Source organism: Pseudomonas sp. SDO52101_S400 (assembly GCF_054071635.1).
This window is the reverse complement of sequence record NZ_JBSVWF010000001.1, coordinates 188,110-212,849: the sequence shown is the minus strand read 5'-3', so window position 1 is coordinate 212,849 and position 24,740 is coordinate 188,110. Positions and strand designations below refer to the sequence as shown.

The following is a 24,740-nucleotide window of genomic DNA, read 5'->3' as shown; positions in this document are numbered from 1 at the left end:
CGAACAAGTCGGGGCGTTTGTTGGGCTGGCCTTCAGTGCGTTTTCACACAGTCTGCGAAGGTGCTTTTTTTGTCGCCGCAGCCAGTACTACGAAGTCTTCACGCTGGCCCGGGCCGCGTGCAGCTTCTTGTAGCTGTCAATCAGTCGCAGGTGACGGTCGAGGCCTTCGAGCTTCATGCTGGTCGGCGTCAAGCCGTAGAAGCGTACGCTGCCGTCCACCGAGCCGATCGCCGCGTCCATTCGCTCGTTGCCGAACATGCGGCGGAAGTTGGCTTCGTAGTCGGCCAGCTCCAGGTCTTCGTCCAGTTGCATCTCCAGCACCCCGTTGACGGCCTGATAGAACAGACCGCGCTCGACGGTGTTGTCGTTGTACTGGAGGAACATTTCCACTGCTTCCTTAGCCTCCTCGATTTGTCCCAGGGCGAGCCAGATCAGCAGTTTCAGTTCCAGGATCGTCAGTTGACCCCACACGGTGTTGTCGTCGAACTCGATGCCGATCAGCGTGGTGATGTCGGTGTAATCATCCAGCTCGCTCTCGACCAGACGCTCGACCAGCGACTGGAGTTCTTCGTCGTTCAAGCGATGCAGGTTCAGGATGTCTTCACGGAAGAATAGCGCCTTGTTGGTGTTGTCCCAGATCAGGTCGTCCACCGGGTAGATTTCCGAGTAGTCCGGCACCAGGATGCGGCAAGCGGTTGCGCCGATGTGCTCGTACACCGCCATGTACGACTCCTTGCCCATGCCCTTGAGAATGCCGAACAGGGTTTCGGCCTCTTCGACGTTGGAGTTTTCACCCTGACCGGTGAAGTCCCACTCGACAAATTCGTATTCCGCCTTAGCGCTGAAGAAGCGCCACGACACCACACCGCTGGAGTCGATGAAGTGCTCGACGAAGTTGTTCGGTTCGGTGACCGCGTGACCTTCGAAGGTCGGCTGCGGCAGATCGTTCAGACCTTCGAAACTGCGGCCCTGCAGCAGTTCGGTCAGGCTGCGCTCCAGCGCCACTTCGAAGCTTGGGTGCGCGCCGAACGAGGCGAACACACCGCCGGTACGCGGGTTCATCAGGGTGACGCACATCACCGGGAATTCGCCGCCCAGCGACGCGTCCTTCACCAGTACCGGGAAGCCCTGGGCTTCCAGGCCTTGAATACCGGCCATGATCGCCGGGTACTTCGCCAGCACTTCTTGCGGCACATCCGGCAGTGCGAATTCGCCTTCGATGATTTCGCGCTTCACCGCACGCTCGAAGATTTCCGACAGGCACTGCACCTGTGCTTCGGCCAGGGTGTTGCCGGCGCTCATGCCGTTGCTCAGGTACAGGTTTTCGATCAGGTTCGACGGGAAGTACACCACCTCGCCGTCCGACTGGCGAACGAACGGCAGCGAAACGATGCCGCGCTCTTCATTGCCGGAGTTGGTGTCGATCAGGTGCGAGCCACGAAGTTCGCCATCGCGGTTGTAGATCTTCAGGCAGTACGGGTCGAGGATCTCGCTCGGCAGTTCGTCATTGCTGCCCGGCTTGAACCAGCGCTCGTCCGGGTAGTGCACGAACGGCGCATTGGCCAGGTCCAGGCCCCAGAACTGATCGTTGTAGAAGAAGTTGCAATTCAGGCGCTCGATGAACTCGCCCAGGGCCGACGCCAGTGCGCCCTCCTTGGTCGAGCCCTTGCCGTTGGTGAAGCACATTGGCGAGTGCGCATCGCGGATATGCAGCGACCAGACGTTTGGCACGATGTTGCGCCACGAGGCGATTTCGATCTTCATCCCGAGGTCGGCGAGGATGCCCGACATGTTGGCGATGGTCTGCTCCAGCGGCAGATCCTTGCCCGGAATGTAGGTGCTCGCGCTGGAGTTCGCGCCCGGCATCAGCAGTGCCTGGGCGTCGGCGTCGAGATTTTCCACTTCTTCAATGACGAACTCGGGGCCGGCCTGCACCACCTTCTTCACGGTGCAACGGTCGATGGAACGCAGGATGCCCTGGCGGTCCTTGTCGGAGATGTCTGCCGGTAGCTCGACCTGAATCTTGAAGATCTGGTTGTAGCGGTTCTCCGGGTCAACGATGTTGTTCTGCGACAGGCGGATGTTATCGGTCGGGATATTGCGGGTTTCGCAATACAGCTTCACGAAGTAAGCCGCGCACAACGCCGACGAGGCCAGGAAGTAGTCGAACGGACCCGGTGCCGAGCCATCGCCCTTGTAGCGGATCGGTTGGTCGGCCACCACCGTGAAGTCGTCGAACTTGGCTTCAAGTCGAAGGTTGTCGAGAAAGTTGACCTTGATTTCCATGGGGGACTACCAGAATAGCGAGCTGAACAGAATGGCCGCCATTATCCGGTTTTTGAGCGGGAAGTCTTGTGCTTTGGCGTTTTGGCCGCCGACCGGAGCGCCGGTCAGGTCGAGACGTTGCGCTGCACCATCTCGTCGACGATGGCGTCGATCACGCAGCGGGCGGTCGGTGACAGGCTTCTGTTGGGCAGGCTGACGACACCGATTTCGGAATGCAATCCGGGCCGGTCCACGACCTGCAATTCGATCAGGTTGCCGCTGCGCAGGTCTTCAGCCACGGCGCCGTGGATCACGCCGAGGATGGTATCGGTCGAGCAGGCCACCGTCCTGAGCAACGCCACATCGTCGCATTCCAGCGCCAGAGGTAATGCCTGACGAGTGGAAATGCCCAGGGTATGCGCAGTCTCTTCCTTCACCACGGCCGGCAGGCGCGTCGTGGCGATGCCGTACTTTTCCAGGTCTCTCATCGTCACCGCGCGGCCGGCCAGCGGGTGTTGTGGCCGGACGAAGAACCCTGCCGAGGCCTGACCCAGCGAGTGGATCAGCAGATCGGTGTCGGCCGAAAAATTGCGAATGTCCGCGACGAAGAATTCGATCGCTTCGTCCCGCAACCGGGCTTCAAGAATCTGCCAGTTGTTGATCTCTACCCGCAGGGTGACTTGCGGATATTCCCGGCGCAACCGAGGCACCACCTGATGCATCAACATCGCCGCCGGAAACGGCCCGACGCCGAACGCAAGGTTGCCGAGCCGGCCATCGCCGTAAAGCGCCAGGTCCCGCTCCAACGAGCGGGCATCGAACAACAACCGTCGCGCCCGCTCGATCAGAAACTCCCCGGCCGGCGTCGGGCGCACGTCGCCGCTATCCCGGTCGAACAGGCGCTGACCAGTTTCGCTTTCCAGCGCCTGGATGCTGCGGCTCAGGGCCGGCTGGCTCAGGTGCACGCGTTCGGCGGCGCGGCCGAAATGGCGTTCATCGGCCAGCGCCAGAAGATGTGTCAGTCGTTTGAGGTCCATTTGACCGATGCTAGCCACGCATTGTCCGAATGTAAACAATGCATTGGATACATCACCTTCCTCTCCCTACTCTCTGCTGATTGATCATCGGAGAACAACAAAAATGAGACCGACCTTTCACACACTGATCGCCCTGACGCTGGTTTCCCTCGCCGGCTGCGACAAACCGCCCAGCGTTGCCAGCGGCGAAGCGACGCCCGCCACTGCGGCGGTGATAGAAGCCTCAATCAAGGGCCTGGACCTCAACGACACTCGGGACATGGAAGACGCCCAGCGCGGTCTCATCGCCCGGCCAACGGGTCAGATCCTCGGCTCCGACGGCTCTGTGCTGATCGATTTCGATGCGTTCAGATTCGTCGAAGGCAAGGCGCCCGCGACCGTCAATCCGAGCCTTTGGCGCCACGCAATGCTCAATGCCCAGATCGGCCTATTTAAAGTCACCGACGGCATCTACCAATTGCGCGGTTTCGACATCGCCAACATGACGCTGATCGAGGGGCAGTCCGGGTGGATCGTGGTCGACCCGCTGACTTCGAAGGAAACCGCCGCCGCTGCCTTGGCATTCGCCCGCGCACAACTGGGCGACAAGCCAGTGACCGCCATCATCTTTACCCATGACCACGCTGACCACTTCGGCGGCGTATTGGGCATTACCTCGGTCGCGGAAGTGGCCGAGCGCAAGATTCCCGTGGTGGCCCCTGTCGGTTTCATGGAGGAAGCCACCAGCGAAAACGTGTTGGCGGGACCTGCGATGTCGCGCCGTTCGATGTATCAGTTCGGCAAGAACCTGGCACCGGGTGCAACCGGCATGGTGGACACGGGACTTGGCAAAAACGTTGCCTACGGCAGCATCGGCATTCTGGCGCCCACGCAGATCATCGATCAGCCGACGCAGGAGCTTGTGATAGACGGCGTGACCTTCGTGTTCCACAACATTCCGGGCGCGGAGGCCCCGGCCGAGCTGACCTTTTCGATCCCTGAACGCAAGGCCTACGGCGGCGCCGAGCTGCTGGCGCAGACCATGCACAATCTGCTGCCGATCCGTGGCGCCAAGGTCCGTGACGCATTGCTCTGGTCCGACTATGCCCAGGTCGCCCTCGACGAACTCGGCGACACCGAAGTCTATTTCGGCCAACACAACTGGCCGATCTGGGGCAACGAGCGGATCCGCGAGTTCATCACCAAACATCGCGACGTCTACAAGTACATGCACGATCAGACCGTACGGTTGATGAACGCGGGCTACACGCCCAACGAGATCGCCGACAAAATCCAGTTGCCCGACTCACTGGCGTCGTACTTCGGCACCCGAGGCTATTACGGCGATGTGCGGCACAACGTCAAAGCGATCTATCAGATGTACCTGGGCGCCTACGACGGCAACCCGGCACACTTGAATCCACTGGTGCCCAAAGAGTCAGCCAGGCGCTACGTCGAATTGATGGGCGGCAACGCCAAAGTGGTCGAGGCCGCCCGCATGGCCTATGACAAAGGCGAATACCGCTGGGTGGCCGAGCTGCTGGATCAGGCCGTCCTCAACCAGCCAGGCGACAAGGCTGCCAAGGAACTGCTGGCGCAAACCTATGAACAATTGGGCTATCAGTCGGAATCGGCAACCTGGCGCAACAGCTACCTGACCGCCGCTCAGGAACTGCGCAACGGGCCGCCGGCCAAAGGCGTCAGACGTTCGGACCTGATCGAGCTGATGAAGCAGACGCCCACCGAACGCTTCCTCGAAGCCATGGCCGCGAGCCTCGACGGGCCGGCGGCGGATGGCAAGAACTGGACCTTCAACCTGCAACTGACCGATACGAAGGAATCGTTCGTGCTGTGGATCGAGAACGCCGTGTTGCACTACCGCAGGGGCGCACCGGCCAGCAATGCCAACGCCACGTTGAGCGTCACCAAAGATCTTTTCGTGCAACTGCTGGGCGGCACGGCGGGATTCAAGGATGCCCTCACCTCCAAAGACCTGAAGGTCGATGGCAGCACGGTGGACCTGGTGAGATTCCTTGGATTGCTGGAGAAAGCCCCGGGCAACTTTGCGATCGTCGCTCAGGCGCGCGATTGATTCGTGCAGGGTCGTTCGGATGTAATGCCTGAAGAGGTCAAACCCTGAGCAAGTCCGGCTAGGTATCTGTACGCCGCTTTCGACGATTCTAGGGCCGACCGTCACTCCAGGAGCTTCACTCCGTGCCCGAACCCCTGACGCAAACTGCCTACGCGAAGCGCTTCACCGTCGTACTCGCCTACATCGACGCCAATCTTGAGGGCGACCTGTCGGTGAAAGCGCTGAGCCAGGTGGCGAACTTTTCCGAGTTCCACTTTCACCGGCAGTTCACGGGATACGTCGGCGTGCCTGTCTCGCGCTACGTGCAACTGATGCGCCTGCGCCGTGCCGCGCACCGTTTGAGCACCCTGCCCGACCATTCGGTGATGGAAGCCACGCTCGACGCGGGGTTCGAAAGTCCCGAAGCGTTTTCCAGGGCATTCAAGCGAGCCTTCGGCACTTCGCCGGGGGCATTTCGCAAGGCTCCGGACTGGAGCGTCTGGCACACGGTCTTCGCCATTCCTCACTTTTCAAGGAGCATTACCATGCAGGTACGAATCGTCGACTTCCCGGGAATCCAGGTCGCTGCGCTCGATCACCGTGGGCCGCCAGGCCTCGTCAATCAAAGCGTGCAACGCTTCATCCAGTGGCGCCAACAGAGCGGGCAGTCGCCGGTGGTATCGAGCCGCACCTTCGGGATTCCTTACGGCAACCCTGACACGACGCCGCCGGAGGACTTTCATTTCGCGATCTGCGGCGAAATCCGTGAACCGGTGGCACCGAATGAATTCAACGTCCGCGAGCTGAACATTCCTGCCGGCCGCTGCGCGGTGGTGCGTCACACAGGTTCAACCGATCACATCGGTGAAACCATCTACCCGGTCTACCGCGACTGGCTGCCCGCCAGCGGCGAAGAGTTGCGCGATCACCCGCTGTTTTTCGAGTACTTGAGCATCAGTCCCGAGACCCCGCAGGAGCAGTGGCAAACGGATATTTACGTGCCGCTGCGCTGACAATCGCCTGCCCCTCAGGCTCAGCTAAGTTTCACTGGATACCTTCTCCCCTGCGCACATTCAGCGCTGCTCAGGAGAGGCATCTCACCCATGAAACCCGCCATAGCCGACTGGCTCAACAAAGTGCCCGAAGTGACGCTGTCCTTCTGGGTGATCAAGATCCTGTCCACGACCGTAGGTGAAACCGGTGCCGACTTCCTGGCCGTCGATGCCGGTTTCGGCGCGGGCCCGACCAGCCTCGGCATGGCCGCGCTGCTGGCCATTGCGCTGTTCGGTCAATTGCGCACCAAGGCCTGTACGCCTTGGATCTACTGGCTGACCGTGGTGCTGGTGAGTATCGTCGGTACGCAGATCACCGACATCCTGACCGACATGCTGGACGTCAGCCTCTACACCAGCACCGCCGTGTTCTCTGCCTTGCTGGTGGTGAATTTTCTGGTCTGGTACCGGACCGAACGCAGCCTGTCGATCCGCGAAATCGTCACCCCGCGTCGAGAACTGTTCTATTGGGCCACGGTGCTTTGCACCTTCGCCCTCGGCACCGCTGCCGGCGACCTGGCGACCGAAGCGCTGGGCCTGGGCTTCACCGTTGGTGCGGTGATCTTCGGCGCACTGATCGCCGCCACTTTCATCGCCTGGCGATTGGGCGGCAATACGGTGCTGACGTTCTGGATCGCCTACATCCTGACCCGCCCCTTCGGCGCGTCCCTCGGCGACTTGCTGACCCAGGCCAAAACCTACGGCGGCCTCGGCATGGGCGCCACCTGGACCAGCGCGATCTTCCTCTGCGTCATCGTCCTGCTGGTCACGGTCGCGCAGATCAGCACCGGCAATCGCAAAGCAATCACTGAATAAACCTTCAACTGTTCATCAAGGAATCGTCATGCGCCAGATTCAAAACCTCATTCGTCACGTCGCCATCGTCTCGTCCATCTGCCTGCTGAGCATCGCTGCCGGCTGCTCGAAACCGGCAGACAAGCCTGCTGCAAACGCCGCGACAGGTGCCGTCAGCACACAAGGCCAGGCGGCTTCAAAACTGGGTGATCTGTCCGAGTTCCGCAACATCGCGGCCGACGTAGCTGCCCTGGTCGATAAAAACGATCTGCCCGGCGCCAAGGCCCGCATCAAGGATCTGGAAACCGCCTGGGACTCGGCCGAGGCCGGCATCAAACCCCGTGCCGCCGGCGACTGGCACATGCTGGACAAGGCCATCGACCGCTCGCTCGACACCTTGCGTGCCAGCGCCCCGCAACAAAAAGACTGCAAGGCGCGGATGGACGAGTTGCTCAAAGCCTTCGACTCGCTGAAGGGCAACGCCTGATCCGGGGCCGGACAAACCCTTGCACAGATGCTTCAATACAAGCGCGACGGCCCTGCCCGTCGCGCTATTTTTTTGGGGAGCGGGTCATGCGGATATTGCTGGTCGAAGACGATCCGATGATTGGCGATGCCATCCAGGGCGCGCTGAACGACGCCAGTTACGCCACCGACTGGGTGAAAAACGGCCTCACCGCACTGGCCACCCTGGACACCCAGCACTACGACCTGGTGCTGCTGGATCTCGGCCTGCCCGGCAAGGACGGACTGGACGTGCTCGACAGCATTCGCGCTCGCAACAACCCGGTGCCGTTGCTGATCATCACCGCCCGGGACGGTCTCGACGATCGCCTGCGCGGCCTCGATGGCGGCGCCGACGATTACTTGCTCAAACCTTTCGACATGGCCGAGTTGCTGGCGCGGATGCGCGCGGTGCTGCGGCGCAAGGGCGGGACTGCGTTGTCCTTGCTCGACAACGGCGTGGTGTCCCTCGATCTGGTCTCCAAGCAAGCCACGACCGCCGACAGCCCGGACGTGCAATTGTCCAGCCGCGAATTCGCCCTGTTGCAGGCCCTGTTGATCCGACCGGGTGCGATCCTCTCGCGCAGTGAACTGGAAGACCGGCTCTATGGCTGGGGCAATGAAGTGGAAAGCAACGCGGTGGAATTTCTGATTCACGCCCTGCGACGCAAACTCGGCAGTCACGTCATCAAGAACGTCAGGGGAATGGGATGGATGGTTTCAAAAGGCGCTTGAGGGATTCGGTACAGCTGCGGCTGTCGGTCACGCTGTCGCTGGCCATCCTGATCGTTGCGCTGCTGACGGCGGTTTTCGCGTTCGTCTCGGCACTGGACGAGGCCCACGAAATGCAGGATGAAACCCTGCGCCAGGTCGCGGCCCTGTACGACCGCCAGCAAATGACCCTGCACTACCCCGCTGCCCAGACCGTGGATGACGACAACGAAGAATCCAGGGTCGTCGTGCAATACCTGGCCGACGGCAGCAAAGCGACCGGCAACGACGACGTCCTGCTGCCACTGCCCTTCCCCACGACCCTGCCCGATGGCCTGTCGACCTTGAAGGTGACTGGTGAAGACTTCCGGGTGCTGGTCAGAACCACCGCCCGTGGCGAGCGCATCGTCGTCGCCCAGGAAACCGGCGTGCGCGACAAGGAGGCCCGCGAAAGCGCCTGGCGCAGCCTGCTGCCGTTTCTGATCCTGTTTCCGGTGCTGTTGCTGGTGGTGGGTGATCTGGTACGCAAGATGTTCCGCCCCATTGCCACGCTCTCGGCCGACATCGATCGACGTGATGAACAGGCCCTGCACCCGGTGGACGAAAGCCATGTACCGAGCGAGATCCGGCCGTTTGTGGTGGCCATCAACCGCCTGCTCGGCCGGGTCGCACAGTCCGTGGACAACCAGCGGCGTTTCGTCGCCGATGCGGCTCACGAACTGCGCTCACCGATGACCGCCCTGTCCCTGCAAGCCGAACGACTGGCCGCCACGGAAATGCCGGCAGCCGCCCGCGAACGCCTGTTGCCATTGTCCCGAGGCATAGAACGCAGCAGGAATTTGATCGATCAACTGCTGAGCCTGGCCGCCGCACAGTCGAGCTCAAGTGCAACGCCAACCATCGTTTCAGTCCTGGACCTTTACCGACGGATTCTGGAAGACGTGCTGCCGCTGGCGGACCGCAAGAATATCGATATCGGCGTCGAGAACAGCGAAGACGTACAGGTCAGCATCAACGAAACCGACCTGCTGATCCTGATCCGCAACCTGGTGGACAACGCCATCCGCTACACCCCGCCCGGCGGGCGCATCGACCTTTCGGTCAAACGGGAGCAAGCGAAGGTGATCCTGCAAGTCAGCGATACCGGCCCCGGGATTGCCGTGGAAGAACAGGCGCGCGTCTTCGACCCGTTCTATCGCAGCCTGGGCACCGATGAGTCGGGCTCGGGGCTGGGTCTGTCCATCGTCAAGGCGATTGCCGATCGCACGGGGCTCAAGGTTGATCTGGGATTTACCGACGTCATCGACAGCAGCGGTCTGTGTGTCACCGTCAGCATCGAGCAGTCCTGAGCTGCTTCCCGTCCTTACATTTCGACCTGCGTCCCCAACTCGATCACTCTGTTCAACGGCAACTTGAAGTACTTCAGGTTGCTGTTGGCATTCTTGAGCAGGAACGCGAACAGATACTCGCGCCACTTGGCCATGCCGATACGGTTGGTCGGGATGACCGTTTCACGACTCAGGAAATACGTGGTGCGCATCGGGCTGAAATCCAGTTCGGCCAAGTGACAAAGGCTCAGCGCCAACGGCACATCCGGTTCCTCGGTAAAACCGAAATGCAGGTTGACCCGGAAGAAGCCGTCGCCATAGGACTCGACTTCGAAACGACGATCCACCGCGACTCGCGGGCTGTCTTCAGAAACCACGGTCAACAGCACCACCTGCTCATGCAGCACCTGGTTATGCAGCAGGTTATGCAGCAGCGCGTGGGGAACCGCGTCGGCCCGCGCCGTCAGGAACACCGCCGTGCCCTGTACGCGATGAGGCGGTTGCGCACGAATGCTGCTGATGAACAACGGCAGCGGCAATGCGGTTTCATCCAATCGCTCGACGATGATCTTGCGTCCGCGCTTCCAGGTGGTCATCAGGATGAACAGACCGATACCGGCGATCACCGGGAACGCACCGCCCTGCAGAATTTTCGGTGCGTTGGCCGCGAAGTAAAGGCTGTCCACCAACAGAAAACCGAACAACATCGGGATCGCCAGCCAGCGCGGCGTCTTCCACAACAACAGGACGACGGCGGCGGACAGGAGAGTGGTAATCAACATGGTTCCGGTCACCGCCACGCCATAAGCGGCAGCCAGGGCACTGGAAGACTCGAAGCCGATCACCAGCAACACCACACCGACCATCAACGCCCAGTTGACCGTACCGATGTAGATCTGGCCCTGCTCCTGGCTTGAGGTGTGCTGGATGAACATGCGCGGAACGTAGCCCAGCTGGATGGCCTGGCGCGTCAGGGAGAACGCACCGGAAATCACCGCTTGCGAAGCAATGATCGTCGCCAGCGTGGAAAGCGCGACCATCGGCAGCAGCGCCCATTCCGGGGCCAGCAGATAGAACGGGTTGCGCACCGCTTCCGGGTTGCCGAGGATCAACGCGCCCTGACCAAAGTAATTCAGGACCAGGCCGGGCAGGACCAGCATGAACCAGGCACGGGCAATCGGTTTGCGACCGAAATGGCCCATGTCGGCGTACAAGGCTTCCGCACCGGTCAGCGACAGAACGACCGCGCCCAGAATCGCCACGCCCATGCCCGGATGGGCCGTAAAGAAGCGCACCGCCCAGATCGGGTTCAGCGCTTGCAGCACTTCGGGGCGCTGCAAAATGCCGTAGACCCCGAGCGCGCCCAACACCACGAACCACAGCACCATGACCGGGCCGAACAGGATGCCGATCCGCGCCGTGCCATGTTTCTGTATCAGGAACAGCGCCACCAGCACCACCACCGACAGCGGCACCACCCAGTGCTCGATGCCGTCGAACGCCAGTTCCAGCCCTTCTACCGCCGAAAGCACCGAGATCGCCGGGGTGATCATGCTGTCGCCGTAGAACAGCGCCGCACCGAACAGGCCGAGCAACACCAGCACCTTGCTCAGGTGCGGGTAAGGCGCCGACGCACGACGGGCCAATGCCGTCAACGCCATGATGCCCCCCTCACCCTGATTGTTGGCCCGCAGGATAAACAGCACGTACTTGATCGAGACCACCCAGATCAACGACCAGAAAATCAGCGACAGAATGCCCAGCACACCGTCGTGATTAAGCTGCACGCCGTAGTGGCCGGAAAAGACTTCTTTGAGGGTGTAGAGGGGGCTGGTGCCGATATCCCCGTAAACCACACCGACAGCGGCCACCAGCATGGCAGCGCCCGAGGTTTTGGTTGGGGAATTTTCGTTGGTTTTACTCAAGGGTCACGGCTCTCGAACGGCGGGAAGAAGTGGCATGCCATCCTTGGGCAATACGCGGACCGGGGCCTTCAGGAATACAAGGCTCAGGTGCGGTCAAAAAAACGCGGCCAGTATCGATGTGAACACAATCGGCCACCGTAAAGAATGCGTAAAAAATCGACTCGCCCCGAACCATCGCGGGTGCTTTCAAGATCGGCTGATTGCTCCTCCGGGTGAACACTGTCAACGCCGGGATAGCTGGCGATGAAGTCGGCCATGCCGTGAATGTCTTCGACGCGGTTGGCCGGTTTGTCGACGTTGCGTGGTTCGCATCATTTGCATCCTCCTGTCCGCCAATGCGGTACAGGGGCGCTAACTACCCTTCGACGATTGATTGATAAACGGCACTAATTGAATAGCACTGATATCAGAATCACATAAGTGTGGACTCGCGACACTGGCCCGCAGTCGAGCGGGCCAACGTCGATCGTCTTAACTTGCCCTCTGCCCTACCCACCGATGCCGATAGGCAAGCCCGGCCTGCAAGCCGAACGCGAGCACTACCGTCGCCGGTGCAGAAAAACTGCCGGGAACACCGCCCGTCCACATCAGCAACAACCCCAGCGCCGTGGCGGCGAACCAAGCCATCAGGCCGACCGGATTGAACGCAGGGCTGCGTTCAAGTGCACCTTCGTCATTGCTGCCATAGACAATCTGCGCCAATGCGACACCGACCCAGGCGACCACAAAAATGCCCTGATACGCCAATGCCTTGAGCAAGTAGGAAAACACGTCGGCGAGCATCAAACCGTAGACGATCACCCCGACCACCAATGCCCACAGCAGGTACGAACCGCGTATGCCGAAGCGACCGAAGAATGCCTGCATGTTGAGGGTCGCCAGGTAGTAGTTGGCGGTGTTGATCCGGGTTTGCGTAGCCCAGACGAACAGCAGGCCCCACAGCCCCATCAACTGCAGAATGGCCATTACCACAGAGACTTCGTTCAGCGCGCCTTCATGGGGAATACTGCTGACCAGATAGATGCCTGCCGCACCGTTGAGCAGAAAAGTCACGGCATAGAACGGCATGCCAAAGTTCCAGCGACCATGGTACTGAGCATCCTGCGGTTTGCCGAAGCGGGCGTAGTCGAAGGTGAACAGCATCAGGATCCAGACGCCCATGTAGGCCACAAAACAATCCCACCAGCCGAATGTGGCGGGTGCTGCCGGGCCGAAATCGAGCCATTGCGGCTGGTAACCATAACGGCTGATCGACATCCCGACCGCTACCAGCAAACCGCCCAGATACACCGGCAACAGCACACCGTTGAGCTTGTCCAGCCAGTGTTGCACGCTACCCAGAATCATCGGCACGCTGTACAGCACCACCAGCAGGGCAGCCAGTGGATAGACCAGTTCCGGATAAAGGTGATTGAGCGCCACGGCGATCACCGATCCTTCGAACACGGCGTAGTAAATCGCCGTCGAAAAGAAAATCAACGTGGCCAGGCAGGCCCCGGTCCGGCCGAACAGTACGCTTGAAAACAACGCGACCGACCACCCGCTGCGCATGGCGAAACGACTGAGAACGCTGTTGACCACCCCATAGCTGATCACCGACAGCACCATCCCGATCAGCGCATTGCGTGCGCCGAAAGACAAGGCCAACGAAGCGCCGACCACGATGTAGAACATGGCGCTGCACACGGCCCACCAGGCCATGGTCAGAGACAGTCGGCCCATACGGGCATCGGCGGAAACAGGATGATGGGCCGGATCTTGCCCGGTTTGACTCGATTGCGATAAAGCAGCCATATGCGTGTACTCCAGAACCAGTCAAAGGTTGAAGCGCGGGCAGCCTTCACCGCACCGAAGTGCGGCGTTGGCCTGGCGTTTGGCAGGGCCCGCGCGGTGCGGCGGGCAGAGTCAGGAAGGGAAAAGCTTACTCAGGCAACTGAGTTTTTTCTTGTAGGAGCGTCGTGCGTCCAGAGCCTGGTCGAGGCTGACCGCGACAAAGCGCGCCTTCTGGTTGGGCTGCATCTGGCCGATCAGATCCAGGTCGGCACTGATGACGGTGCCGATCATGGCGTAACCGCCACCCGATACGGCATCGCGATGCAGCACGATGGGTTCGAGGCCGGCGGGCACCTGAATCGAGCCGATCGGGTAGCAGCTGTCAACAATGTTCGACGGATCGGAGCCTGCACCGAACGGTTGCTCTCGCGGCTGGAAGTCCAGCGCGCTGCCGCCCTTGAAGCGATAACCGATGCGGTCCGCTTCCGATCCGACTGTCCACGGCTCGGCGAAAAAGCGCTTCGCTGCCGCGTCGGTCAGGCGATCGTAATAAAGTCCCGGCACCACGCGCAGAGTGATCTCCCCGCCCAGCGACTGGCGCAGCGCCATGGGCAGACTGGCCCCGGCACGCCCCTTGCCGCTGGCGTTGCCCACCGGCAATTCGTCTCCGGCGATCAACCGTCGTCCGGCAAAACCGCCCAACGCCCCGAGCGCATAAGTCGATCGACTGCCCAGCACCAGCGGCACGTCGATTCCGCCGGCCACCGCCAGATAAGCCCGGGCACCGGCCTTGGGAAAATCGAAGCGCAGAACCTGGCCGGCCTTCACTGCGAACGCGGTGGCATGATGCATTTCCACACCATCGAGTCGAGGCGCCATGTTCGCACCACACACCGCGACCAGTGCGTCTTGCTGAAACGCCAGCTCAGGGCCCAGCAACGTACATTCCAGCGCGGCGCAATCCGCCGCGTTGCCGACCAGATGATTGGCCGCTCTCAGCGCATATTGATCGAGCGCGCCGGACGGCGGAATGCCGAGGTGGTAGTAACCTTCGCGGCCCAGATCCTGAACCGACGTGGCGAGACCGGGTTTGAGTACCTTGATCATGCCAACACCTCCTGCAGCGACACGGGATAGCCGACCGGGTCGGCGAGAAACGCATCCAGTGAAAACTCCACCGGCCGGATCCGTAAATCGAAATGCCCGGCCTCCACCTCTGCAACGGCCTGGTCATACGCTGCACGATCCATTGGCTTGAACTGCACAATGTCGCCCGGACGGAAAAACACCATGTGGTCCTTCAGGTACGCCAGCGATTGCTGCGGGTCGTAGATGGGGGCCGGTGTGACACCAAACATCTGATAGCCCCCGGCGCCACGCACCGAGTAGATACAACCGAAGCAACCACCGTGACCCAGTGTCAGTTTCGGCGTGTCGGTGCGTGGACGCAGATATTTGGGCACCTGCAACTGACGTTCGCGTTCGACCATCTGGAACATGAAGGGCAATCCGGCGACGAACCCCACCATCGAAACAAACCATGGCGCCCCGCTATGAGCAGCAATGAACGCATCGACATCCGCCAGGCCGTTGATGCGCGCGGCGTATTCCAGATCCGTGGCGCTCGGGTCCTGGTGCCGGTCGCGAAAACGCATCAGCGTTTCGTGGGTCCAGGGATCGTTGTACAGCACCGGAATCTCAATGATCCGGGTCTGCAATGTGCGTTCGGCAACGGCTTCTGCCTCAGCGCCCTGCACCGCTTCGAGCAGGGCCTGCGGCGCAATACGATCCGGATCGAAGCGGATCTGGAAGGATGCGTTGGCCAGACACACATCGAGTACGCCATCGAGTTTCAACCGCTCCACGGCGCGGGTGACCGCCATGCCCTTGAAAAACGCCTCGAGGGACATGCTTTCACTGACTTCGGCAAACAGATGTTCATCGGCACCAAAGCTGTAGCGGATCGGACGACTCATGCTTCACCTCCGCTGCGGCGTGCGGACAGCCAGTTCTCCAGCGTCCCGGTATGAAAGTCGGCGGTTTGCAACCACGGTTGTTGCAGCAGTTCAGCGTGCAGCGACAAGGTGCTGGCCATGCCGGTCAGCACAGTTTGCGCCACCGCTGTCCTGGCACGCGCCAGGGCTGTGGAGCGATCCGGCCCATGCACAATGAGCTTGGCCAGCAGCGAGTCATAGTACGGTGGCACCCGATAGCCTTCATACAGATGGGTGTCCACACGAACACCTTCGCCTTGCGGCCAGACCAACGACTCGACCAGTCCGGGGCTGGGGAAAAAATCCCGGGCCGGGTCTTCGGCATTCAAGCGCATTTGCAGGGCCGCGCCATTCAGACGGATGTCACTCTGCTTCAGGCCCAATGGTTCGCCGCCGGCAATTCGCAGCATTGCCTGCACCAGATCGATACCGGTAACCAGCTCGGTGACCGGGTGTTCCACCTGGATTCGGGTGTTCATCTCGATAAAGAAGAACTCGCCGGTGACGTCGTCATACAGGTACTCCAGCGTGCCGGCCCCCTTGTAGCCGAGGGATTCGGTCAAGCGTACGGCGCTGGCGCAGAGTGCCTCCCGTTGCTGCGCGTCGAGTACAGGCGACGGTGCTTCTTCAAAAATCTTCTGACGCCGGCGCTGTAGCGAACACTCACGCTCGAACAGGTGCACGGCGTTTTTCCCGTCGCCCAGAACCTGTACTTCGATGTGCCGGGCCTTGCCGATAAAGCGCTCCAGATACACCGCAGCATTACCGAAAGCGGTCTGTGCCTCGCGTTGCGAGCGGGTAAACTCTTCACGCAGTTGCGCGGCATTTTCTGCCAGACGAATACCCCGCCCGCCGCCACCGGCCGAGGCTTTGATCAGCAACGGGTAACCGACCGATTCCGCCGCCCGAAGCGCCGACTCGACATCAAACAGCTCGCCCGGCGAACCCGGCACCACTGGAACACCTGCCGCCTGGGCAGTACGCCGCGCCTCGGCCTTGTCACCCATGCGCCGGATCGTGTCCGGGTCCGGCCCGACGAAAATCGCGCCGCTGGCAATCACGGCTTCGGCAAACCCGGCGTTTTCAGAAAGGAAACCATATCCAGGGTGAACCGCATTGGCGCCCGTCGCTTGCAAGGCACCCAGCAACGCCTCGATGTTCAGGTAGCTTTTATCAGCGCGGGCCGACCCCAGTAGATGCACCTCATCAGCCAGGCGCGCGGCCTGAGAGTCGATATCCGCCTCGCTGCACGCGGCAACGGTGGGAATGCCCAAGGCCTTGGCCGCACGGATAATCCGCACGGCGATCTCGCCACGGTTGGCGACCAGCAATTTACGAATGGGTTGAGTCATGTTCACGCCCTCACTCGCTATCAAGCGTAGCGACGACCTGACCCGGCTCCACCGGATCACCGTCTTCAACCTGAAAGGCACTGAGGCGCCCCGCCGTCCCGGCGGTCAGTTCGGAAAACTGCTTCATGACTTCGATCAGGCCAATCACCGTGTCGGCGCTGACAGGGTCGCCGACCTCGACGTAATTCGCCGAATCCGGCGTGGCCTTTCGGTAGAAAGTCCCGGGTAACGGGGTGATGACAGAGTGTTCGGCCATGTCTGTTCCTCTTGGAATAGTTGTAGAAAGGCAGGCAAAAAATGTTTGAACCCCGGCGTCTGTGTGCCGGGTGTTTCGTTTTTATTCAGCGAGGTCGGCGCACCTCGATCCCGGCGGCATCGAGTGCATTGCGGGTGGCCTCGACCAGCGCCAAAGCGCCCGGCGTATCGCTGTGCAGACAGATGGAGTCGAACTCGATCGACAAATCCTCACCCTCGACGGTACGCACCACGCCCTCCTGGCAAGCGCGCAGCACACGGGCGGCGACAAAGCCGGGATCGTAGGCGCGAACATTGCGGGTGAAGACGATGGAGCCACTCAAGTCGTATTCGCGGTCTGCATAGAATTCGCGAACCACCGGTTGGCCGAGCTCTTTGGCGACACGCCAGATGACCGAATCGGGCATGCAATACAGCAACAGATCGGGCTCCAGCCGTTGCAGGTTTTCCACCAGCAGACGCGCGGCCTCTTCGTCCCGCGCCAAGTGCATGTACAGCGCGCCGTGGGGCTTGATGTGTTGCAGCGCCACGCCCTGCACCCGCGCCAGTTCGCGCAGTGCACCGAGTTGATAAAGGATGTCGTCGACCAGCTCCTGAGCCGGTGCATTGATGTGCCGGCGACCGAACCCCACCAGATCGCGAAACCCCGGATGAGCACCGATGCCTACCTTCAGGCGCTTGGCCTGCTCGACGGTGCGACGCATGGTGCCGGGGTCGCCAGCATGGAAACCGGTAGCGATGTTGGCGGAACTGATGAACGCCATCAGTTCGCTGTCAACGCCATCGCCGATGGTCCACGGGCCGAAGCCTTCGCCCATGTCCGAGTTGAAATCTACTGCCTGCATAACGCTTGCTCCCGACGCTTGTGACTTCATGCAGGCCACGTTAAATTCCCGCCAACCCCTTGGGAAGATCTATTAACAGATAGGGTATCTTCTGAAAAACAGATACCTGAAATTCAGGAATACCTCATGTCGTTGACCTTGCGTCAGGTTCGCTATTTTGTTGCCACCGCAGAGATCGGGCAGATATCCCAGGCAGCGATTCATTTGAATATTTCCCAGTCGGCGGTGACCACGGCGATCAAGGAACTGGAAGGCATGCTCGGCACGCTGCTGTTCCAGCGCTCGGCCCAAGGCATGAGCCTGACGGATGCCGGCCGGCACTTCCTGAACCGCGCCTACGTGATTTTGCGCAGCGTTGACGACGCGCTGAACAGCCCGCTACCCGACATACGCGCCAGCGGCCTGATTCGCCTGGCCGCGAGCTACACGGTGATCGGGTATTTTCTGCCGCATCATCTGCAACGGCTCGAACACTGGCACCCGGACGTCGCCATCGAAGTCCACGAGCAGGAACGACAGGCCATCGAACAGGGATTGCTGGAAGGCAAATTCGATATGGCAGTGGTGCTTACCGCGAACCTCACGCACCCCGACATCGTTTCAGAAACCCTGTTCAACTCCGAACGCCGTCTGTGGCTGCCCAGCCACCATCCGCTCTGTGAGCGCTCGGCCGTCAGCCTCGCGGATGTCGCGCTGGAACCCTACATCCTGCTGACCGTGGATGAAGCTGAACAAAGTGCCATGCGCTATTGGGAAAACGCCCGCCAGCAACCCAACGTGCGGGTGCGTACCAGTTCTGTAGAGGCCGTGCGCAGCATGGTCGCCAATGGTAGCGGCGTGGCGATTCTCTCGGACCTGGTGCACCGTCCCTGGTCGCTGGAAGGCAAGCGCATCGAGACCCTGACCATCACCGACAAAGTGACCCCGATGAGTGTCGGCCTGGCCTGGCACCGCGAGCGCGAATTCAGCCCGGCGATGCAGGCCTTGCGCAATTACTTCCACGATGCGTTTCTGGCCCCGCAGCAACTTTCTGCACGGCGCTGACGCACAGGATCAGGCAAGCATTCGATAGAAATGCACTAACAAAGCGTTGGCGCAGAGCGGGAAGATGACAGTCCGACAGATCCATCGAGGACGTTCCCATGCTTGTACAAGCCTACGGTGCCCACGCGGGCGACAAACCTCTTGAGCCTATCCAGATCAATCGCCGCGCCCCTGCGGCCCATGACGTCCAGATCGACATCGCCTTCTGCGGCATCTGCCATTCCGACTTGCACCAGGTGCGCTCCGAGTGGGCTGGCACCCAATTCCCTTGCGTACCGGGACACGAAATCGTCGGCCGGGTTTCGGCGGTCGGTGCCCATGTTTCCGAATACAAGGTCGGCGATCTGGTCGGCGTCGGTTGCATCGTCGACAGCTGCAAACACTGTGAAGACTGCGAAACCGGCCTGGAAAACTACTGCGACGGCATGATCGGCACCTACAACTTCCCGACGCCGGACGCCCCCGGCTGGACGCTCGGCGGCTACTCGCAAAACATCGTGGTGCATGAACGTTACGTGCTGCGCATCCGCCATCCCGAAGCGCAACTGGCCGCTGTCGCACCGCTGCTGTGCGCAGGCATCACCACGTACTCGCCATTGCGTCAGTGGAACGCCGGGCCGGGTAAAAAGATCGGCGTGGTCGGCATCGGCGGCCTAGGCCACATGGGCATCAAGCTGGCCCACGCGATGGGCGCGCACGTCGTGGCGTTCACCACGTCCGAGTCCAAGCGTGAAGCCGCAAAAGCACTGGGCGCCGATGAAGTGGTGGTGTCGCGCAATCCCGAAGAAATGGCCGCGCACACCAAGAGCTTCGACTTCATCCTCAACACCGTCGCCGCCCCTCACGATCTCGATGCGTTTCTCGTGCTGCTCAAGCGCGACGGCGCACTGACACTGGTCGGCGCCCCCGCCTCGCCGCATCCATCGCCGAACGTGTTCAACCTGATCATGAAGCGCCGCACCATTGCCGGCTCGATGATCGGCGGCATTCCAGAGACCCAGGAGATGCTGGATTTCTGCGCCGAGCACGGCATCGTGTCCGACATCGAACTGATTCGCGCAGATCAGATCAACGAGTCCTATGAGCGGATGCTCAAGGGCGATGTGAAGTATCGGTTTGTGATTGATAACGCGACGTTGGCAGGCTGAACCTGACAGGTATTCCTTTCCAAGATCACCTCGATTGAAGTAGCCTTTTTGATATCAAAAGGATATCAATCATCTTCGAAGGTCTTGCAGACCCGAGTTTTTTGCGGAAAGGAATTTCATGAACAAAGCGATTTACGTAAAAGCCTTCTTTTGCCCGATCGGCGAAAACGTGGAGGTCAAAGTACCGACAGGCCGGATGAAGAAAGGGCTTTTTGGCGAAAAAGAGGAGATGGAAAAGGTCATCGAATGGCGGCAGACCGGCTGGTCCGACTCCCAGATCGATGGCCAACGCTTGAACGAGGACATCAATGAAGCGGTGAATCGCCTCAACGAAGAAGGATACGAAGTTCAATCCATCCTCCCGATCCTTTCCGGTGCGTACAACTACGAATTCAAATACAAAGAAGCCCACAACTCAGGAAACCTGGCCGAGGGCGGCGGTTGGGGGTATGGCTATGGCTACGGTTACAGCTATACCGAAGGCGTCACGATCATCGCTAAAAAAATGAACGCCCAGGTTCTGTAGAACCCTTGAGACCACCGAGCCGTTCCGCTCATTGATCTTTCCCCCCACACCCAGTAAAAAAGCGCTCTCCCTTTTCCATCCTTGCAAGGAGCAGTGGATGCTCGAGCTCACCACGCAACGACTGGACCTGCGCACGATGGTCGAGTCCGACTGGCCTCTGTTCCTCAGGCTTCACTCCGAACCGCAGACCATGCAGTACGTGTTCGGCGAAATTGCCGAGGATCAGGTTCGCCAAGGCTTCGAGCACCGGCTCCCGGCGTGGGAACCGCAGTCGGAGCACTGGCTGTGCCTGGTGGTGACCGACAGGGCCAGCGGGCATGAGCTGGGCGTGACCGGTTTTCGCATTCTCTCGCCCGGGCACGCCGAGGTGGGTTGCCTGCTGTTGCCGGAGCATCAGGGCAAAGGCTTTGGTACCGAGTCGCGGCGAGCGATCATCGACTACGCCGCCGCCATCGGACTGGACTCGCTGGAATCGACCGTGACCGACGGTAATATTGCGTCCTGCAAGGTGTTGGAGAAATGCGGCTTTGTGTTCGCACGTCGTGTGCCGCAGGCCTATCAGATCGGTGATCGGTGGTTCGACGATCTGATCTACCACTATCAAATCCGCTGAGCCTTATGCTCAACGACTCGCCAAGGAGGCCTCTCGTCGTGAATCCCTATCAATGCCTGCCACCCCGTTCCTTCTGGCGTACAGCCGTGGCTGACCCGTCAGCGCAGGACATCGGTGAACTGTGGACACCGCAATTCGAGATCGGCGACAAAGACGCCATCGTCACCGCCGGCTCCTGTTTCGCCCAGCATATCGGCCGGGCGCTGGTTGCGCGCGGCATGAACTGGCTGGACGCGGAACCCGCCCCGGACGCGTTGCCGGAGGCCGACTGGAAAGCCCACAACTACGGGGTGTTTTCGTTCCGCACCGGCAATCTGTATACCCCGGCGATGTTGTGCCAATGGCTCGAATGGGCGCTGGGCGTGAGCGCTCCGCCGGATGAGACCTGGGTGCATGACGGGCGCTTCTTCGATCCGTTCCGCCCTGCCGTGGAGCCCGACGGATTTGCCAGCGAGCAGGCGTTGTTCGATTCGCGCGAGGCCACCCTGGACGCCATTCGCGAAGCGCTGCGCCGGGCCAAGGTGTTCGTGTTTACCCTCGGTCTGACCGAAGCCTGGCAACATCGGCAGACCGGACTGGTATATCCCGTGTGCCCCGGCACCGTGCGCGGCACCTTCGATCCGCAGCTCCACCGGTTCTGCAATTTCGGTTTCATGGACACTTATGGCGACATGGTCAGGGCGCTGGAATTGATGCGTTCGATCAACCCGCAGTTGCGCCTGCTGCTCACCGTTTCTCCGGTCCCGCTCACAGCAACCGCCACCGGGCAACATGTGCTGAGCTCGACGACCTATTCCAAATCGGTCCTGCGCGCCGTCGCCGGGCAATTGTGTGAAGACCTGCCGGACGTCGACTACTTCCCGTCCTACGAAATCATCACCGGCACGCCGTTCAAGGGCGCGTTCTACCAGCCCAACCAGCGGGAAGTGACGCCAGAGGGTGTGGCGTTCGTGATGCAGCAGTTCTTTGCCGGACTTGAAGCCGTCCAGTCGGTACAGGCACCGCCCCCTTCCACCCGCGTGTCCAGCGAGGATCTTGTCTGTGAAGACGCCGTACTCGATTACTACGCCTAGGTTTCTGCTGCTGGGTGACTCCCATGCCGGCGTCATCGGCAAGGCGGCGCAGGCCCGTGAGTTGCCTTTCGGAGGTGGCCCGCTGGGAACCGGTCGGGACTTCGCCGTCGACTTCTTCCGGTTGACCCGTCATGACGTGGTCTTTCGGGATGCGGAAATGGATCGGCTGTACCGTCAGGCCCTCGCCACGCTCGAGGTGCCGCAACTGGCAAAGGTCGAGGTGCCGTTGGTGAGCACCATCGGCCTGAGCCTGCACTATCTGGCCACCGCGCCGAACTGGACCTGCTACCAGAATGCGCAAGGTGAGTTCGATGACGGTTTTCTCGCCGGGCCGCTGTTCGAGGCGGTCATCGACACCCTGTCCCGCCCCGCCCTGGCCTTCTATGAACAGGCGCTGTCGCTGAACCTCAAGGTGTTCGCCGTGTTGCCACCGCAACGGGTACCGGAGTTGTCCGACCCGAGAGTGTTCATGGCCGCGCAGTCCTTGTTGATCGAACGCCTGCAAGGGCTTGGCGTCGAGTTGATCGACGTGCGCGAAGCGGCGAACGATGAGCTAGGTTTTCAGCGTGAAGCGTTCTGTGAAGTGGATGACCCGCTGCACGGCAATCTGGCATTTGGTGAGTTGATCGTCGAGCAGCTGGTCCGGCGCGGCGTCTAGAAAAAGAGGGAGCGCATTGCTCCCTCTGATGTTTTCAAGCCTTGGGCTGAGTCCCGAGGATCGTCACCCGCTCGCCATAACGTGAATGCGGGAAGTAATCCCAGATCGCGTGGTGCTGGGTGCAGCGGTTGTCCCAGAACACCAGCGTATTCGGTGCCCAGCGTACCCGGCAACTGAGGGACGGCTCACGGGCCACCAGGTCGAACAGCATGTTCAAAAGCACCTGACTTTCGCCCCCGGACAACTGCACGATGTGCGAAGTGAACCCGGAATTGACGAACAGCGACTTGCGCCCGGTTTCCGGGTGACGAATCACCACCGGGTGTTCGGTTCTTGGCAGGTTGGCCGGCGCCTCATAACCCTTCCACGGAATCGCACCGTCGTGAATTGCCGTCAGCTCGCCGAGAAACTGTTGCATCGCCGGCGAAAGCATTTCGATTGCCAGGTGCATGTTGGCGAACAGCGTATCGCCGCCCGTGCCGATGGCCGGGGTTTCCTTGACGTACAACATCGAACCCATGGACGGCGCCAGATCGGCCGTGCCGTCGGTGTGCCAGGTCTCCCCGGCAACGTAGCGTGATTGCGCATTGGCGCGGATCACCACCAGTTCCGGGTCATCGCCGTCGATGTCCTCCACCGGCAACGCCCGCAGTTCGCCGAACAGCCGGCCAAACGCCTTGTGCTCCTCCACCGTCAGATGCTGATCGCGAAACACCAGCACGTGGTTCTCCAGAAAGGCCCGGCGGATTTCCGCGAGTTGATCGTCCTCCAGCGGTTGCGAAAGATCGACGCCGCCGATTTCGGCACCGATGATCGGCGTGATCCGGTCGACCGTGATGCAGTGATACGGCGCACGTTTTTCTGCGGCGATGCGCTCGATTGCCTTGAGTGCCAACTGATCCATGTTCCCTCACCTTTTTTATTGGAACGACGCCGATGACTGCTCGCGCAGAGAACGCGGGCGCATGTCGATCCAGTGCTCATTGATGTAATCCAGACAGACCTGACGTTCGCCACGCATCCCGGCCGTATTCCAGCCGCTGGCCATCGGCTTGCCCGCCGGCCACAGGGAATACTGACCCTGAGTGTTGATCACCACATCGAATTGCTGCTGTGCGTCATTCATGTCGTTTCTCCTGTCGAACGGGATTGCAGGGGTGCCTGGTGCCGGACCAACCCTTCTGCAAGATGGTTGAACAGCACACGCCGTTGTTCATCAGTCTGGGCACAGGCCCAGACGTAAACCCGCGCCGACGCTGCGCAAACCTGCGCATACGCCTGCGCGTCGTCAGTCGCGAAAGCCCGGGACGAGATTTCAACATTGGCGGTGGCATGGGCCTGAGCGAACGCAGTGGCGCTGGCTTCGGTATTCAGTTGCGCGTAATACACCGCAAACGCCTCGGCATCGCCGAAGTGCTCGGCAATCATCGCGGTGTTGCTCGGCGCGAGACCGTAAGTCATCGCACTGGCATGGGCCTGGGCATACGCCGCATCGTAGGCATAAGCCCGTCGATACAGCGCCAGTAACACCGGCTTGAGCGTGGCCCGCCATTCACCCTGACGTGCGGACAGGCCGAGCGACGCCCGTTGATGCAAGCGTTGCAATGCGAGCAGCGCTGGCCGATGTTTCGGCAATGCCTCACACAAGATCGGCGCTACGACATCGGCTTGCCAACGATGAACCAGCCGAAGCGACTGTGTTTCGTCGATGCTGTGCACCCACTGACGCAAGACGTTGGACGGGTCTTCGCACAACACCTGCGCCAAGGTCGAAAACCACCGAGGCATTGAG

At 60.9% G+C, this 24,740-nt stretch carries 25 protein-coding genes; 12 read left to right on the top strand and 13 right to left on the bottom strand.

What is annotated here, in order from left to right:
• Positions 1 to 87: 87 nt before the first annotated feature.
• Both ACW9HX_RS00750 and ACW9HX_RS00745 read right to left on the bottom strand, forming a co-directional pair.
• Positions 88 to 2,286 carry an OsmC domain/YcaO domain-containing protein gene (locus tag ACW9HX_RS00750; RefSeq protein ID WP_457379075.1) on the bottom strand — a complete coding sequence of 733 codons (2,199 nt, stop codon included), beginning with the start codon at positions 2,284 to 2,286 and terminating at the stop codon, positions 88 to 90.
• A 104-nt stretch (positions 2,287 to 2,390) separates the two neighbouring features.
• Positions 2,391 to 3,302: a LysR family transcriptional regulator gene (locus ACW9HX_RS00745; RefSeq protein ID WP_457379074.1), complete on the bottom strand. Its 912-nt coding sequence runs from the start codon at positions 3,300 to 3,302 to the stop codon at positions 2,391 to 2,393.
• Positions 3,303 to 3,405: 103 nt separating this feature from the next.
• On the opposite strand from ACW9HX_RS00745, the gene ACW9HX_RS00740 reads away from it, so the two are divergent.
• From ACW9HX_RS00740 to ACW9HX_RS00715, 6 genes are all read left to right on the top strand, one after another.
• Positions 3,406 to 5,373: an alkyl/aryl-sulfatase gene (locus ACW9HX_RS00740; protein WP_457379073.1), complete on the top strand. Its 1,968-nt coding sequence runs from the start codon at positions 3,406 to 3,408 to the stop codon at positions 5,371 to 5,373.
• Between the two features lie 122 nt (positions 5,374 to 5,495).
• Entirely contained in the window at positions 5,496 to 6,365 is an 870-nt protein-coding gene (locus ACW9HX_RS00735) for an AraC family transcriptional regulator (RefSeq protein ID WP_457379072.1), read from the top strand.
• A 90-nt stretch (positions 6,366 to 6,455) separates the two neighbouring features.
• The gene (locus tag ACW9HX_RS00730; RefSeq protein ID WP_457379071.1) at positions 6,456 to 7,220 is read left to right on the top strand and encodes a COG4705 family protein; all 765 of its coding nucleotides are present in this window, start codon (positions 6,456 to 6,458) and stop codon (positions 7,218 to 7,220) included.
• A 28-nt stretch (positions 7,221 to 7,248) separates the two neighbouring features.
• Complete coding sequence (locus tag ACW9HX_RS00725) at positions 7,249 to 7,686, top strand: hypothetical protein (protein ID WP_457379070.1); 438 nt, start codon at positions 7,249 to 7,251, stop codon at positions 7,684 to 7,686.
• Between the two features lie 86 nt (positions 7,687 to 7,772).
• Complete coding sequence (locus tag ACW9HX_RS00720; protein ID WP_457379069.1) at positions 7,773 to 8,438, top strand: response regulator; 666 nt, start codon at positions 7,773 to 7,775, stop codon at positions 8,436 to 8,438.
• Complete coding sequence (locus ACW9HX_RS00715) at positions 8,414 to 9,763, top strand: ATP-binding protein (protein ID WP_457379068.1); 1,350 nt, start codon at positions 8,414 to 8,416, stop codon at positions 9,761 to 9,763. Before ACW9HX_RS00720 ends, ACW9HX_RS00715 begins: the two co-directional genes overlap by 25 nt.
• A 14-nt stretch (positions 9,764 to 9,777) precedes the next feature.
• On the opposite strand, the gene ACW9HX_RS00710 is transcribed toward ACW9HX_RS00715, so the two are convergent.
• From ACW9HX_RS00710 to ACW9HX_RS00675, 8 genes are all read right to left on the bottom strand, one after another.
• On the bottom strand, positions 9,778 to 11,619 hold the full coding sequence (locus ACW9HX_RS00710) for a potassium transporter Kup (protein WP_457379067.1): 1,842 nt from the start codon (positions 11,617 to 11,619) through the stop codon (positions 9,778 to 9,780).
• Between the two features lie 131 nt (positions 11,620 to 11,750).
• Positions 11,751 to 11,924, bottom strand: coding sequence for a hypothetical protein (locus ACW9HX_RS00705; RefSeq protein ID WP_457379066.1), 174 nt, complete (start codon positions 11,922 to 11,924; stop codon positions 11,751 to 11,753).
• 214 nt (positions 11,925 to 12,138) lie between these two features.
• Positions 12,139 to 13,461: a purine-cytosine permease family protein gene (locus ACW9HX_RS00700; protein ID WP_457379065.1), complete on the bottom strand. Its 1,323-nt coding sequence runs from the start codon at positions 13,459 to 13,461 to the stop codon at positions 12,139 to 12,141.
• A gap of 111 nt (positions 13,462 to 13,572) precedes the next feature.
• Positions 13,573 to 14,547: a 5-oxoprolinase subunit C family protein gene (locus ACW9HX_RS00695; RefSeq protein WP_457379064.1), complete on the bottom strand. Its 975-nt coding sequence runs from the start codon at positions 14,545 to 14,547 to the stop codon at positions 13,573 to 13,575.
• On the bottom strand, positions 14,544 to 15,416 hold the full coding sequence (locus ACW9HX_RS00690; RefSeq protein ID WP_134827184.1) for a 5-oxoprolinase subunit B family protein: 873 nt from the start codon (positions 15,414 to 15,416) through the stop codon (positions 14,544 to 14,546). The genes ACW9HX_RS00695 and ACW9HX_RS00690 overlap by 4 nt, the downstream gene beginning before the upstream one ends.
• The gene (locus ACW9HX_RS00685) at positions 15,413 to 16,786 is read right to left on the bottom strand and encodes an acetyl-CoA carboxylase biotin carboxylase subunit (protein ID WP_457379063.1); all 1,374 of its coding nucleotides are present in this window, start codon (positions 16,784 to 16,786) and stop codon (positions 15,413 to 15,415) included. The genes ACW9HX_RS00690 and ACW9HX_RS00685 overlap by 4 nt, the downstream gene beginning before the upstream one ends.
• A 10-nt stretch (positions 16,787 to 16,796) precedes the next feature.
• Positions 16,797 to 17,042 (bottom strand): acetyl-CoA carboxylase, encoded by a 246-nt coding sequence (locus tag ACW9HX_RS00680; protein ID WP_085708515.1) that lies wholly within the window; start codon positions 17,040 to 17,042, stop codon positions 16,797 to 16,799.
• 85 nt (positions 17,043 to 17,127) lie between these two features.
• Positions 17,128 to 17,886, bottom strand: a complete 759-nt coding sequence (locus ACW9HX_RS00675) for a 5-oxoprolinase subunit PxpA (RefSeq protein WP_457379062.1) — start codon at positions 17,884 to 17,886, stop codon at positions 17,128 to 17,130.
• Positions 17,887 to 18,012: 126 nt separating this feature from the next.
• On the opposite strand from ACW9HX_RS00675, the gene ACW9HX_RS00670 reads away from it, so the two are divergent.
• From ACW9HX_RS00670 to ACW9HX_RS00645, 6 genes are all read left to right on the top strand, one after another.
• Positions 18,013 to 18,930 (top strand): LysR family transcriptional regulator, encoded by a 918-nt coding sequence (locus ACW9HX_RS00670; RefSeq protein ID WP_085708517.1) that lies wholly within the window; start codon positions 18,013 to 18,015, stop codon positions 18,928 to 18,930.
• Positions 18,931 to 19,028: 98 nt separating this feature from the next.
• Positions 19,029 to 20,078, top strand: coding sequence for an NAD(P)-dependent alcohol dehydrogenase (locus ACW9HX_RS00665; RefSeq protein ID WP_085708518.1), 1,050 nt, complete (start codon positions 19,029 to 19,031; stop codon positions 20,076 to 20,078).
• 118 nt (positions 20,079 to 20,196) lie between these two features.
• Positions 20,197 to 20,604, top strand: coding sequence for a hypothetical protein (locus ACW9HX_RS00660; RefSeq protein WP_134827188.1), 408 nt, complete (start codon positions 20,197 to 20,199; stop codon positions 20,602 to 20,604).
• Positions 20,605 to 20,701: 97 nt separating this feature from the next.
• Positions 20,702 to 21,217: a GNAT family N-acetyltransferase gene (locus tag ACW9HX_RS00655; protein ID WP_457379061.1), complete on the top strand. Its 516-nt coding sequence runs from the start codon at positions 20,702 to 20,704 to the stop codon at positions 21,215 to 21,217.
• An 86-nt stretch (positions 21,218 to 21,303) separates the two neighbouring features.
• Positions 21,304 to 22,290: a GSCFA domain-containing protein gene (locus ACW9HX_RS00650; RefSeq protein ID WP_457379060.1), complete on the top strand. Its 987-nt coding sequence runs from the start codon at positions 21,304 to 21,306 to the stop codon at positions 22,288 to 22,290.
• Positions 22,259 to 22,948, top strand: coding sequence for a hypothetical protein (locus ACW9HX_RS00645; protein ID WP_457379059.1), 690 nt, complete (start codon positions 22,259 to 22,261; stop codon positions 22,946 to 22,948). The genes ACW9HX_RS00650 and ACW9HX_RS00645 overlap by 32 nt, the downstream gene beginning before the upstream one ends.
• Positions 22,949 to 22,982: 34 nt before the next feature.
• Here the strand turns inward: ACW9HX_RS00645 and ACW9HX_RS00640 are convergent, their stop codons facing one another.
• Genes ACW9HX_RS00640 through ACW9HX_RS00630 form a run of 3 tightly spaced genes read right to left on the bottom strand, consistent with a single transcriptional unit; the run spans position 22,983 to position 24,736 of the window.
• Positions 22,983 to 23,852 carry a TauD/TfdA dioxygenase family protein gene (locus ACW9HX_RS00640; protein WP_457379058.1) on the bottom strand — a complete coding sequence of 290 codons (870 nt, stop codon included), beginning with the start codon at positions 23,850 to 23,852 and terminating at the stop codon, positions 22,983 to 22,985.
• A 15-nt stretch (positions 23,853 to 23,867) separates the two neighbouring features.
• A complete protein-coding gene (locus ACW9HX_RS00635; protein WP_457379057.1) occupies positions 23,868 to 24,074 on the bottom strand; it encodes an MbtH family protein in 207 nt (68 codons plus the stop codon).
• Positions 24,071 to 24,736, bottom strand: coding sequence for a hypothetical protein (locus tag ACW9HX_RS00630; protein ID WP_457379056.1), 666 nt, complete (start codon positions 24,734 to 24,736; stop codon positions 24,071 to 24,073). The genes ACW9HX_RS00635 and ACW9HX_RS00630 overlap by 4 nt, the downstream gene beginning before the upstream one ends.
• Positions 24,737 to 24,740 lie beyond the last annotated feature (4 nt).